Below are 13218 nucleotides of genomic sequence, written 5' to 3' on the forward strand. Positions count from 1 at the left end.
AAGAGCTTGTTGGAATTATTCTTGCCCTATGAATTGTTGGGGCGGAGAGACGGCATGACAACCCTGGCGCGCGGCGGCCGGATCGAACGCGTCGGCACGGACTTCGAAGTTCGGCGCCGGGCGGGCGGCGCGGCCCGATATGCCGGGGGGTGGGCCAAACGGGCGATCGATGTTCTTGCGTCGGCGCTTCTTCTTGGGCTGAGTCTTCCCTTCTGGCCGATGCTCGCCCTGATGGTCAAGATCGGGTCGGAGGGGCCCGTGTTTTACAGGCAGACGCGCATGGGGCGGGAAGGGCGCGTGTTTTTCATCCGCAAGTTCCGGTCCATGATTCACCCGGCCGAGGAGAATGGCGCGCTGTGGGCGGGGGAGGGCGATCCGAGGATCACGGTTGTCGGCCATGTTCTGCGGCGGCTGCACCTGGATGAGCTGCCTCAGATGCTCAACGTCCTGCGTGGAGACATGAGCCTGGTCGGCCCGCGGCCGGAGAGGCCCGAGTTCGTGCGGCGGCTTGCGGAGGAAATCCTGCATTACGATCTTCGTCACCGGGTCAAGCCGGGCATCACGGGCTGGGCCCAGGTCAACTACCCCTACGCCTCGTCCATCGAGGCCTCGCGCGAAAAGCTCGACTGGGATCTGTTTTATGTTTTGAATGCCGGGATGGCCCTGGATATGAAAATCCTGTTGAGGACGGCCTTTGCCGTGCTGAAGTGGCGGGAGTGAGGCCTTGGTTCTGAGCCGGTGGCGGGTGCTGGTTTTCGCGGCGGCGGCGGGGTTGATCCTCCATTTCGCTGTTCCGCCGTTCCACAATCCCGACGAACCTCAGCATTTTTCCATCGTGGTGAGAAAGGCCTGGGGGGACGAAAAAAAAGACGAAATCGAACGCGGCATCATCGAAATGATGGATCGGGCGGGTTGGTGGCGGATGGTGGGCATGGGCCAACCCGAGGTATTGCCCCGGAACCTCGCCGATATCCGCTTTATCTCGCGGCGCATGGAAGGTGATATCAAGGATCTCCACCGCGGGTTGCTTCTCTATCATCGCACGGCGGCGATGGTCGTCGGTCCGTTGGCCGGAAAGAACCTGGAGCGCCTCTATGTCCTGAACCGGGCGTTTTCTTATGCGTTGTTTATGGCCGCTCTGCTGGTGCTTTATGGAGCGCTTCAGGCGGTGGTTGCCGGACGGAGGAGGGAGGACGAACCGGACGCGTCGGCGGCTGTTGCGCGGGGAGAGCCCTTGAATATAAGTGAGGGGGCGCCGCTTCTTTTTGTCCTTTTTCTCCCGCAGCTTTTAATGATTGCACTTTCGACGGGCTCGGACGCCTGGTGCATTTTTCTGGGAGCGGTCTTTTTCCGGTCGGCCTTCGCCGTCATCCGCGGCGAGGCGGGAGGGGCCGCGGTGGTTGGACTTTTTGGTGCGACGGTGGCCGGAGTTTTATCCGATCATTCCGTTCTTGTTTTTGCGCCGTTGGCGGTCGTCGCCTCCCTTTTCGCCTTCAAATGGAACAATCCCGTGAGATCCGTTCTCATTGTGTTGTCCTTCGCTCTGGGCATTCTGGTCGTTGCCTTCGTTCTCGTTCAGGTCTTCCCGCTCGAAGTCGAGAGAAATTTCATTTACCTCAAGGCCAGAGTCACGGGATCCCTGAACACGTTCGGAACCGGAATGGATAGCCTGTTTTTCTCTCGTCTTGCTGAAAGCTTTTTCCTGCGGTTCGGCTGGATGGGATTCGGTGCGCCGAGGACCGTCCTATGGGGATGGAAAATATCCGGCCTTGTTGCGTCGTTCGGAATTGTGTTTCTTTTTATCCGGACGATGGTGCGGCGGATGCGGGGGAGAGGCCCGATGTTGAAAGTCCTGGCATTCGCCGCTTTGGCAGCGGTTGTTCAGGCCCTGCTGACCCGCTTGGCGACCACATCGCCCGAGGTCATGTATGCCCAGGGACGCTATCTTTTTCCGATGCTCCTGCCGATCGCCCTTCTGTTTGTGACCGGGTTCCGGGAGTTTTTTGATAGCGTCGAGCGCGGCGCCGCCGGTATTTCGCGGTTGGCCCGCTCGGTTTTTGGGAGGAGAGCGGATAAGATTAATTTTTCCGAGAGCGATGCGAAAGGCTCCTGTTTATCAGGAGGTGTCGCTGAGAAAGAAGCGCGTGGGGTGCGAGACGGCCAAGACGGTTTTTTTGGTCTTGCAGGAAGGGGAGGCGGGGCGGCCTTGTCGGATGAAAAGACGTGGGAGGCGCCGGGGGATGCGCTTGTGCCGATCGGCCCCCGGCCGCCGAGGCTGGGGGAATGGGCCGTAACGGCATTTCTCATCGCCGAGCTGCTCGTTCTCGGCTATGCCGTATGGGCACTGATCATCCCCGCCTTTCACCTCACCCGCTCCACCCCCATACCCGGCATTTAACCCCGCTCAGACTGCTGGAAAATGCTGATAATAAATAAAATGAGCGTTTTTAGGGTGCTTTGGCTGCTGGATGTTGTAGATAATAAATAAGATGCTTAATTTTTCTCTTGAAAAATGGGAGAATAATCGGCAACTTATTTATATTGAACAACATCCAGCAGCCAAAGCAGAAGAAAACAAGACAAATTGTTTAAAATGAGCAAGATCCAGCAGTCTGAGCGGGGAAGATGAAGCGAGGGGCGCTTGAGTACCTGGCCTGTCCGGTTTGTCTCGGCGACCTGGATCTGCGGACGGTTGCCCGCACCAAAGACACCGGTGACTCTCAATCCGCGCCTCCCGACCAGGAATCGCGGGAACCGGAAATCATCGACGGCCTTCTGAATTGCCTCTCCTGCGGGCGGTGGTACCCGATCCGGAATTTCCTGCCCGAGCTCCTGCCCGACCACCTGAGAGATTGGGGGAGGGATTTGGATTTTCTGCGGAGTCTTGAGCCTTGGGTCGGAGCGGAGTCGGCGGAATTTCTGAGCCTCACCGCCGCCCCCCCTGCCCGGCAATCTTCCTCCGCCCAGGACGCCGGCCTGGCCTGGAAGATGTCGGAAATGACCATTGTCGAACGGATCGACGATCCGGGTTTTTTCGGTCCGGGCGATGTCTCGCCCTTCAATCCGGGGAATCCGGGTTTTACAAACCAGCTCATCCGCCGTTTCGGAAACGCCCTCTTTCTTCTCGAACTCAAAGCCGGCGGCGTCGTCCTGGACGCCGGGGCCGGCTATGCCTGGACGAGCGAATGGCTGATGCGATCGGGCTTCGTCCCGATCGGCATCGACATCTGCCGGACCTATCTCGATATCGGCGTCCGCCGCATGCGCGGCCGCATCCCCCACCTGCTTGTCGCCGATGTCGAAAACCTCCCCCTGAAAAGCGGCTGCCTCGACGCCGTGCTGTGTTATGACGCGTTCCACCATGTGCCCGACCGGAAAAGAGCCATGCAACAGTTTTTCCGGGCCATGACCACTCCCGGCCGCGTCGTCCTGGCCGAGCCCGGCGCCGGGCATGAAACCGAGCCGGCCGCCGTCGAGGCCATGCGGCGGTACGGAATTCTCGAAAAAGGGATGTCCCTCCATGACGTCGCCGCGTACTGCCGGGGGATCCCCGGTGCCGTCCCCGAGGAGCATCATATCATCCGGACGATCTCAGGAACGGGCCCCCGAGCCTGCCGGCCCGCCTGGAAAACGATCCTGAAATCCATGCTTTTGGCCGTCATATCCGGACTCGAGTGTCTGGGCGCCAAGGTGCTTCCGGAGAAAATTTCGGCCTCTCTATTCCGGTCGCTGCATTATGCCGACTGCCATTTCTATGTCGTCAAAAAACAAAACAGCGGAAGAGGGAGGAAAGCGGTCATTGTCAGTTCTCAGGCGTTTAGGATAAAATGAATTTCATGATGCGCCCGGCCATTCAATCTCTCCGGGAACTCGCCGATTACCGCGATCTCCTTTACAACCTCACGCTCTCCGAGCTCAAGATCCGCTACCGCGGCTCCCTCCTCGGGTTTCTCTGGACGGTGCTGAATCCCCTCTTCTTTCTTCTCATCCTGGCCTTCGTCTTTTCCCGGATCATCCGTTTCCATGTCGACAACTACACGATTTTTCTCTTCTCAGGGCTCGTCTCCTGGCTCATGGTCCAGCAGACCGTGACCATCGCCACGGCCTCCGTCGTCAACAACCAGCACCTCATCCGCAAAGTCTACATCCCCAAGCTTGTCTTTCCCCTGTCGAGCGTCCTGGCCCGCTACGCCGACCATGCCGTCCTCACGGCCGTGCTTTTTCTCTTCATGGCCCTCTATCGCGCACCCTTCACGCCCTATCTCTTGATTTTACCCTTTGTCATCCTCCTGCACTTCGCTTTCTCGCTCGGCCTGTCCCTCCTCTTCGCCGTGGCCCATATCCGTGTCCGCGACGTCCAGCAGATCGCCGCCGTTCTCTTCCAGGCTCTCTTTTACGCGACTCCCATTCTCTATCCCCTCGAGGCGCTTCCCGAAGGCTTCCGGGCCATCCTGCTCTGGAATCCGGCCTATTACTTCGTCGAATGTCTGCGCTGGCCGGTCTACCGGGGCGGGTTCCCGCCGGCCGATATCCTCCTCACGGCGTCCGGCCTGGCCGCGGCGGCCCTGATCCTGGGTTTCGCCCTGTTCACGCGCAAGGAACGTCTTTTCGTCTTTCACCTGTCATGACGACGACGATGGCTCCGAAAACAACCCGTCCGGCGGTCGTCCTGGACAACGTCGGCGTCCGGTTCCGGCTCGATGCCGCGGGGCCGGTCAGCCTGCGCCGGGACGGCCTCCGGGCCATGAGCACGGTCTTCCGGAGACGCCGGCGGTCCGAGTTCTGGGCCCTGCGCGATATCGGCCTCGATATCCGGCCCGGGGAAATCTTCGGTGTCATCGGCGGGAACGGAGCCGGCAAGAGCACGCTCCTCAAGATCATGGCGGGGATCTACCCGCCGACGACGGGGTCGGTCCGTGTCGAGGGCATCCCGGCTCCGCTGATCGAACTCGGCGCGGCCTTCAATCCGGAGCTTACGGGTGCGGAGAACATCTTTCTCTCCGGGTCGATCTACCGCGTGCCGCGCCGGGAAATCCGCCGCCGTTTCGACGAAATCGCCGAATTTTCGGGAATCCGCGAATTCCTCCACGTCCCCGTCAAGAACTACTCATCGGGAATGTTCATCCGTCTGGCCTTCTCCATCATCATCTTCTTCCGGCCCGATATCGTCCTCATCGACGAGGTTTTTTCCGTCGGCGACGAGATCTTCCAGCAGAAGAGCTTCGAGAAGATTCTGTCGTTCCGGGAGCGTGGGGCGGCCATTGTGCTTGTTTCCCATGACCTCAACCTGGTCGCCCGCATCGCCGGTCGGGTCGCCGTCCTCAGCCGGGGCCGGCTCGCCTTTGTCGGGGAGGCGGGGGAGGCCGTGGCTTTCTACCGCGAACTCCTGCTCGGCGGAGAAAGTCTCGATGCGGTCCCGATCGGTCAAGGCGGAGCCCGGTCCCCGGCGGGGGATTCCCGCCGCTTCGGCGACCGGCGGGTCGAGATCACGTCCGTTGTCTTCACCGGCGCCGATGGTCTTCCTCGGACCTCTTTTCGCACCGGAGAGCAATTCGAGGCGCGGCTCGCCTTCAACTCGAAACTTGGGCCCGGCGAAGGCCGTGCGGTTTTCGGCGTCGGCCTGCACACGGTCTACAGGATGCTGATCTACGGGCCCAATACGCGGGACGGCGGGATGGGGGCTCCCGGCGAGCCGCCCCTCCCTCCCCGCGGTGTCGTCCGCTTCATCGTGCCCTCCCTGACCCTTCTCCCGGGTGATTATCTCTTTTCCGCCTCGGTCTATGATGCGACGCTCAACACGGCCCATGACCACCATGACCAGATGTACCGGTTCCGGGTCGAGGACTGCGGAGCGAAGGAGTTCGGCACAGTCCGGGTCCAATCCCGCTGGGAACTCGAGGAGGCATGACGGTCCGCGCCGTCGCCGGCGACCGGAAAAGACGGGATTTTCCGTGGACGTGGGATCAATTCCAGCGCTACGCCGCCCTCGGCGAAATCCTGGCCGCCTCGAAGCCTGCGGACGGAAGGTCGATCCGCGTGCTCGATGTGGGGGGCGTTTCTCCCGATCGATCGGGGGTGGGCGTCTGGTTCCCGATCCGCCGGATCCATGACGGGCCGTCCGTCGTGTGTGATGTCGCGGACATCGACGCCCGTTCCGCCTTGGAGGAGGGCTCCGGTTGCTATGTCCGGAGCACGGGCGGCGCACTTCCCTTCCCCGACCGGGCGTTCGATGTCGCGGCGGCCCTGGACGTCCTGGAACATGTACCCGCCGCCCGTCGCGAAGCCTTTCTCCATGAATTGTGCCGCGTCTCGTCCGGACTCGTCGTGTTGTCCGCGCCCTGCCGTGATCCCCGGGTCGAGGCCGTCGAGAGCCTCCTAGCGGATCAGGTCCACAGGTTGACCGGCGTCGCCCAGGCTCAACTTGAAGAGCATCGGCGATACGGATTGCCCGATCCCGGATCCGTGTCGGAAATTCTCGGAAGAGAAATGCCCGCCGGATCGGGAGTCGGCTTCGGATCCCTGTCCGACACGCTTCTCTTTCATTACGTCCGGAACGATTTTCTGTTGAGGAGGCGGTCCGGCCGCGTCCTCGAAGCCTTGGACCGGTTCCTGGCGGCCCGCGGTGCGGCCTCGATCCATGAAAAACCCTTTGCCCGGATGCTCTGGGTCTATGGACGGAACATGCCGCAGGCCGATCTCGACGGCCTCCTCCAAGGGATTCTGAAGCGTCCGGCCGGGGCGGATCCCGGCGGGATCGAATCCCCGTCTCCCGGCGATCTGGCGGCGGAGATGGCCGCCTATCACGCCGGGCATACGGTCTCGGCGCTCGTTGCCCTCCCCTCGGGGACGAAACGGCTGGCGTCCTGCCTCGACCATCTTTTGAGCCAGGAAGTGGATTTCGACTTCGAGGTCTGTGTCTGGGATCCGGATGAGAAACCGGACGTGAGGCGGCTTCTTTCCGGGTCTTATCCGGGTGTCCGTGTTTTCGGGTCCGCGGCGGAAGGTGCGACGGCGGGAAGTTTCCTGAAGGCCGTGACGACGTTGCGCGGCGCCTGGACGCTCCTTGTCTCGGACCGCGCCCAACTGCCTCGGGAGGTCTCGACGCGCTTGCTTGAATCGGCCGGCGAGACGGGCGACGGCTCCGTCATCGCCCCCCGGAACGTGCGCCGAAGATATTTCAACGCCGTGTGGATTGGCGGCCGATGGACGCCGGGGCGGCTCCTGGCCGGCCGGATTCCGCGCCCGTCCCGTCATGTGCCGAAGCCGGCGGAGGCCGCCTGGATTTACAGCGAATGTCTTTTTTTCGAGCGGAGCCTGATCTTCTCCCGGCGATTCCCCTCCGGGCGCCTCGGCCGCCGGGACGTTTTCCTGTGGCGGGCCTCCGGGCGGGGTGTCCGTCCGGAATACCTCTCCCGGGTTTCGGTTTTCATCCGCTGACATGAAAATCCTTCACTGCCTGCACAATTATCATCCCGCCCGGGGCGGGGCGGAAGAATTGATGCGCCGTGTCGGCGAACGGCTGGCGGCGCGGGGTCACGAGATTGCGGTTTTGGCGTCCAATGCGTGGTCGGTCGAAAATTATTTTCTTCCGCGATGCGGCCGGGGCCTGATGCCTCCGGGGGAGGAAATATTGAACGGCCTCCGCGTGCGGCGCGTCCCTTTCAGCCGGCGCGGGGCGCGGTTTCTTAATCTCATGCGGGCCGTTGCGCGGCGACTGCCCGTCCCGGGCGGTCCGCGCATCAGGGCGCTCGCCTGGGGGCCGAGGAGCCGGGCCTATGCCCGGGCCGCCGAAGAGGAGGCGGGCCGGGTCGATCTTATCGTCGCCTGTCCCTTACCGACCCTCAATGTCGGTTATGCCTGGAAGGCGGCCCGGAGGCGGAGGCGGCCGCTTGTCGTCGTCCCCTGTTTCCATACCGAGGACCCGTCGACCTACGACAATCCCCTCTATGACCGCTGGATGCGGGGCGCCGAGGCCGTGATTGCCCTCACGGAGGGCGAAAAAGAATACCTGGAGAGAAGACCGGGACTTCGGGGAGTGAATGTCCGGGTGGCAGGCGTCGGGATCGACCTCGACCCAGACGGCGCCCCGGATGGGGATCGAACCCGCGAAAAATACGGCATTCCGGCCGGCGATGTGATTCTCTTCCTCGGCCAGCATGGGCTCCATAAAGGGTTGAAGGATCTCATCGCGGCCATGGAGATCTTCTGGGATGGAGGCGGCCCGGCTTGCCTGGTCATCGCCGGCAACCCGACGTCGCACACTCCGGAGATCGAGAAGTCGGCCTCGGCCGTGTCCGCGGCCCGGGGCCGGAAGATCATCGTGATCAAGGGATTTCCCGAAGAGGACAAGCGTGCCCTCCTGAGAGAGGCTTCGGTTTTCGTCATGGTCTCGCCCTTCGAGTCCTTCGGCATCGTTTTTCTCGAAGCCTGGCGCGAGGGACTTCCGGTCGTGGGATGCGTGCGCGGCGCCTCGGCGAAAGTCATCGAACCTTTCGCCGACGGGTTGCTCGTCGAGGCGGGCCGGCCGCGGGAACTGGCCGGTGCGCTCCTGGCGCTGATCCTCGATCCCGAAACCCGGAGGAGGATGGGGGAGCGCGGCCGGGCCCGGGTCGTTGAACGGTATGCGTGGGAAAATGTTATCATGGAGTGGGAGAAAATCTACCGGGACGCCGCCGGCGCGGGACCGGCGTCGGCGGTCTCACGACGAAGGTGAGAACAACATGAATAAACGAAAGACACGGGGTGCGGCCACGGCGTTTGCGGCCGCCTTTATCCTTTTTGCGATTTTTCCATTCGGATCGGAATCTTCGGCCCCGAAGCCGGCCGGCGGGGCGGCGGTCTCCGGTCCGAACGGCGAGACGGGCGGCGAACTTCCGGTGCCCTCGTTTGCCAACGCGCTCATCGTCAGCATGGAGCACAGCCTCGCAGATACGGCTGAGGTGGAATACATCAAGAAAAATTTTCCCTGGGGGCTCTACGCGTGGCTGTCCTTTTCCCGGACGGCCCTGTTTCTGAATCTGGACTGGTCGGCCGACCCCGCCGAGGCGGACGCGGGCATCGCGCGTTTCAAGAAGGAGGTGGATGACCTGATCGCCCAAGCCCGGAAGGCGGGCGTTCATCTTCACATCGTCGTCTGTTCGGGGCTGGCCCGGGGCCTCCATGTTTACCGGGCGGCCAAGGAAGAGGATGTTCGAAACGCCCAATGGTACAACGACAACAACCTGGCCTCGGACGAACAGATCCGGAATCCCAATGTCTTGGATCAATTCGTCTTCGGGACGCTGTCGCGATATGCCCTGAAGGTGAGGCGAAACCTCGAGGCCAAGGGCCGGGCCGGCTTTGCCCATCTCAAGAGACGCATGGATGAGAACCCCGACATGGTCATCCTGGTCAGCGGCTGGGGCGAGGTTGAGATGAATTTTCATCGGCTCAATCCGGCCCAATTCCCCCAGGAGCGGCTCTGTGATTATTCGCCGTTCGCCGTTTTGGAGTTCCGGGACTGGATCCGGCACGAAGGTCTGTATGCGCCCGGCGGTCCGTTCGCGGGCCAGGGATTCAGAGACGGCGGCGGGAAATACCGGAACGCCATGGGACTCAAGGCATTCAACCGGGACTATGGGACGGCCTTCGAGACTTGGAATCTCCGGTATTTTCACTGGGACCTGGATGAGGCCCGGAGCGAAGATGACCGCCGGGAGAAAAGCACGGGGAGAGCGGGACGGGGCGGACGTCCGGCGGACGAATCCGTATCCCCGGGGATGCGTCCCGATGCGCGGCGCATCCCCTTTGTCGCCTACAATCACAACGGCATGATGCCGGCGGCCGGATCGGCCCATATTCCCGGAGGGTTCGATCCGCCGCGAAACATGAAACCGGGCGACGCTTTCTGGGAGTTGTGGAATCTTTTCCGGGAGACTCTGGTCCATCACTTTGTCCTGGACGCGGCGCGTTGGGCGTCCGAGTCGGGGATCCCGGCCGACCGCTGGTATTCCCACCAGCTTCCCGGGGACTACCTGTTCAACACGTTTCCCGGCACTGAGAGAAAGCCCGCCCGCTCTTATTCGTCGGCCTCGCCGCTCTGGACGGCCGACATCAAGCCTTACGGGAAGATGGGCGCGACGATCTATGACATCAAGTTCCCGAATTTTTTCGCCCGGACGACACGGCATGCTCTTCAGGCCATTTCGGACATGTCCCCGGACTGGGCCCTGCTTGAATACGACGCCGAAACCTATCCCCCGGGATTCGATGTCCAGGAAAGTTCCGTTGAAGATATCCTGGCCCAATACCTGAGGGTCTATGAGTACCGGCCCCGAATCATCAATTTCTGGCGTTGGCAGGATCCGACAAAGGAACACCGGATCAAGGGCATGAACAAGGAGAAAGCCCTGCGGATGTTTGTCGCCGTGGTGCGCGACAAGGCCCGAAAAACCGATCTCGATGTCGTCTTCGATCCTCCTCAGGTGTTCGGTGTTACGGCGAGGCGCACGCAGGAGGCCAAGGGCGTCCGCCTGACCTGGAGCAAAAAAATTTGGGAGGGCCATGACTGGGAATGGAAGGACTGGGGGGATTTTTCCCACTTCGAAATTCTCAGGGGCCGGGAAAGGGATTTCTCCTCCGGAGCGGGCATTGTGATTGGAAAGTCCAGGGATCCGGCTTTCGAGGATGTTTCGGCGGAGGCCGCCCGATCCGATTTCCGGATCCGGGCGGTGAACGTCCGCGGCGTGGCCGGACCTTTTTCGAAAGCCGTCGGCGCGTCGATGGGAAGCCATGTGAAAAAACCGAAGGGATCCTGAGACGGGGCACACGGCCATGAACAAAGGCGATGAACGACGGATCGAACAGGGGTCCGGATTCGCCTTGGTGGAGGACGGTGGAGAGAAGGGAGGCCTGTTCTTCGTTCATGACGGCGGGAGACGTGTGCGGACGGATGCGCTGGGACGGGCGGTGTGGGAAAGTCTGCCCGGACAACGGAACGAGGTTCTATCCCGGGTCAGAAAGCGGCTGGCCGTGCCGGGACCCATGGCGGTGGATTTCCTGGATGTCATGACCGCGGCCGGGATCGTTGGAGAAGCCGGGGGCATGCGGGAGACGGCCCGGACGGAAACAGCCGATGCGCAGAATCGACCTGAAGGGCTTGTCTCGGCCGTTGTCGTGACGAACCGCGGCGAGGCGCACATCCGGACCTGCCTTTCCTCCCTCCGGAACCAGACCTGCGGGGAACTCGAGATCATTCTTGTCGACAACGCTTCGCGCGACAAGACGGCCGAAATTACGGCCCGGGAATACCCGGACGTCCGGCGTGTCCGAATGCGGAAAAACCTTCACTATGCGGCCGGCGTCAATCGGGGCGTCAGGGAGGCACGGGGCGAGTACCTCTTCATCCTCAACGACGATACCGAAGTCGAGCCCTCGTGCATCGAAAACCTCCGGCGGCGGCTGGCCGGGGATCCCGGGGCTGCGGCGGCCGTCCCCGTGATGCGGTTTTTTGACCTCAGGGGCTTCGTGAACAGCGTTGGAAACCACATCCGGGGCAAGGGTTGGGGAAGCGACAACTTCATCGGGGCGGTGGACCTCGGGTTGTTCGATGTTCCGGCCGAGACGCCATCGGCCTGTTTCGGAGCCGTTCTGGTGCGACGGGCGGATTTCGAGAAAACGGGGGGATTGGACGAGGGGTTCACGGCCTACTATGAGGATGTGGACTGGAGTTTCCGGGTCCGGTTCCTGGGGCGGCGGATCGTCACCTGCGGTTCGGCCGTTGTCTATCACAAGTTCGGCGGATCCGCCATGCCCGGGCCGCACAAACTCCGTCTTGTCGTCAGGAACAGGCTCCGGCTCGTTCTGAAACTTTTCCGGGGAAAGATGCGGACCGATTACCTGATCAGCTATGTCAAGGAGGATGCAAAGACGGCGGCGTCGCTCGCCGCTCGGAAGGACTGGCGTGGGGTGAGCGCCTATCCAAGAGCCTACGTGTCTCTCCTGCTGTCGATCCCCGGGATTCTCCGGAAAAGAGCGTCCGTCATGAAAAGGCGGGACCGGGATTTCGACGAGGCCTCGCTTCCCGGAAATGCGAACGCCTATCCCCGGCTGATCGACGACGAGGGATATCCTGTGCTCGATGCCGGGGCGTATTTCCGCCACTATTCCTGGGAATATGAACGATTGCGGGCGGGGGCCGTGATGCGGGGAACGGATGAGACGGCGGAGAGGGCGGCGCCGGGCGCGCGGGAGAGAGAGCCGTCGCCGGAAGAAGGTCGCGTCGCCGTCATCATTGTGAACTGGAACACCCGGGATGCGCTCGCCGCATGCCTGCGTGCCGTCGAAAGGAACGGGGCGGATGTGCCGATCGAGACCCTTGTCGTCGACAACGCCTCGACCGACGGCAGTGCGGATATGGTTGAGACCGATTTTCCGGTTGTGCGGATTTTGAGGAACCGCTTGAATGCGGGCTTTGCCGGAGGCGTGAATGTCGCCCTCAGGGAGCTGATGGCGCGAAGCGGGATCGAGTTTATCCTGCTGTTGAATCCTGATGCCGTTTTGCAGCCCGGCACTCTCGAGGTCCTGGTCCGGCATATGAAAAACCGTCCCGAGGCGGGAGCGTGCGGACCGTCCCTGGTTCTTCCAAACGGACGGCTGCAGCCGGGGGCCGGAGGATTCCTGCCGACGGCCCGAACGGCCTTCGAACACTTTTTCCTTCCGTCCCGTCTTCTTCGGGTTGTGAGGCCGCTTTTTCTCCGGCAGGAGGCCTGGGCCGGCGAAACGACGGCGGTCGAGGTCGAATGGCTTTCGGGAGCCTGTTTGATGGTCCGTCGGCGGGCCGTCGAGCAAACCGGACTTCTCGATGAAAGGTATTTTCTCTATGCCGAGGACATCGACTGGTGCGCCCGGATGGCGGGGCGTGGCTGGCGGATCCATTACCTGCCGTGGGCGGCCGCGGTGCATGCCCACGGCCTGGCCTCGGGAGAGTTTGATGTCCGCTGGCTCCGGGGACTGCTTGACTTCACGGCAAGAACCCGCGGCCGGTTCGATTTTGCCGCCTTCCGGCTGTTTGCCGTTGCCGGTTTTCTGCTCCGCGCAGCGCGCTTTGCCGTGATCGGCCCCCGAGGCCGTGATCTTCCGGGCGGAAAGGCGGCGTGTATGCTGCGATATGCGGGAACGGCCATGACATATCGAAATCAGGCAAAACGAGTTGAAACGCCGGATGTTTTCGAGATATGA

Annotated in this window: 9 protein-coding genes; all 9 read left to right on the top strand. The window is 62.2% G+C overall.

All coding sequences use genetic code 11. The annotated features are described in order from the left end of the window. The first annotated feature begins 54 nt into the window (after positions 1-54). The 9 genes from SCM96_05370 (at position 55) to SCM96_05410 (ending at position 13218) form a co-directional block, all read left to right on the top strand. The gene (locus tag SCM96_05370) at positions 55-720 is read left to right on the top strand and encodes a sugar transferase (protein MDW7760052.1); all 666 of its coding nucleotides are present in this window, start codon (positions 55-57) and stop codon (positions 718-720) included. Between the two features lie 4 nt (positions 721-724). Next, positions 725-2398 carry a hypothetical protein gene (locus tag SCM96_05375; GenBank protein MDW7760053.1) on the top strand — a complete coding sequence of 558 codons (1674 nt, stop codon included), beginning with the start codon at positions 725-727 and terminating at the stop codon, positions 2396-2398. Positions 2399-2625: 227 nt separating this feature from the next. Beyond that, positions 2626-3831 (top strand): methyltransferase domain-containing protein, encoded by a 1206-nt coding sequence (locus tag SCM96_05380; protein MDW7760054.1) that lies wholly within the window; start codon positions 2626-2628, stop codon positions 3829-3831. Next, on the top strand, positions 3828-4628 hold the full coding sequence (locus tag SCM96_05385; GenBank protein MDW7760055.1) for an ABC transporter permease: 801 nt from the start codon (positions 3828-3830) through the stop codon (positions 4626-4628). Before SCM96_05380 ends, SCM96_05385 begins: the two co-directional genes overlap by 4 nt. Positions 4629-4636: 8 nt before the next feature. Further along, positions 4637-5908, top strand: a complete 1272-nt coding sequence (locus SCM96_05390) for an ABC transporter ATP-binding protein (GenBank protein MDW7760056.1) — start codon at positions 4637-4639, stop codon at positions 5906-5908. Then, the gene (locus SCM96_05395; protein MDW7760057.1) at positions 5905-7437 is read left to right on the top strand and encodes a class I SAM-dependent methyltransferase; all 1533 of its coding nucleotides are present in this window, start codon (positions 5905-5907) and stop codon (positions 7435-7437) included. The genes SCM96_05390 and SCM96_05395 overlap by 4 nt, the downstream gene beginning before the upstream one ends. A 1-nt stretch (position 7438) precedes the next feature. Next, entirely contained in the window at positions 7439-8713 is a 1275-nt protein-coding gene (locus tag SCM96_05400; protein ID MDW7760058.1) for a glycosyltransferase family 4 protein, read from the top strand. Positions 8714-8720: 7 nt separating this feature from the next. Beyond that, positions 8721-10796 (top strand): hypothetical protein, encoded by a 2076-nt coding sequence (locus SCM96_05405; protein MDW7760059.1) that lies wholly within the window; start codon positions 8721-8723, stop codon positions 10794-10796. Positions 10797-10812: 16 nt separating this feature from the next. Beyond that, a complete protein-coding gene (locus SCM96_05410; protein ID MDW7760060.1) occupies positions 10813-13218 on the top strand; it encodes a glycosyltransferase in 2406 nt (801 codons plus the stop codon).

Source organism: Acidobacteriota bacterium (genome assembly GCA_033549365.1).
GTDB lineage: Bacteria > Acidobacteriota > Aminicenantia > Aminicenantales > Saccharicenantaceae > JAWSUF01.

Coding starts and splice junctions, on each gene's coding strand:
- SCM96_05370 (MDW7760052.1), top strand. CDS start 55: ATGACAACCCTGGCGCGCGGCGGCCGGATCGAACGCGTCGGCACGGAC.
- SCM96_05380 (MDW7760054.1), top strand. CDS start 2,626: ATGAAGCGAGGGGCGCTTGAGTACCTGGCCTGTCCGGTTTGTCTCGGC.
- SCM96_05385 (MDW7760055.1), top strand. CDS start 3,828: ATGAATTTCATGATGCGCCCGGCCATTCAATCTCTCCGGGAACTCGCC.
- SCM96_05390 (MDW7760056.1), top strand. CDS start 4,637: ATGGCTCCGAAAACAACCCGTCCGGCGGTCGTCCTGGACAACGTCGGC.
- SCM96_05395 (MDW7760057.1), top strand. CDS start 5,905: ATGACGGTCCGCGCCGTCGCCGGCGACCGGAAAAGACGGGATTTTCCG.
- SCM96_05400 (MDW7760058.1), top strand. CDS start 7,439: ATGAAAATCCTTCACTGCCTGCACAATTATCATCCCGCCCGGGGCGGG.
- SCM96_05405 (MDW7760059.1), top strand. CDS start 8,721: ATGAATAAACGAAAGACACGGGGTGCGGCCACGGCGTTTGCGGCCGCC.
- SCM96_05410 (MDW7760060.1), top strand. CDS start 10,813: ATGAACAAAGGCGATGAACGACGGATCGAACAGGGGTCCGGATTCGCC.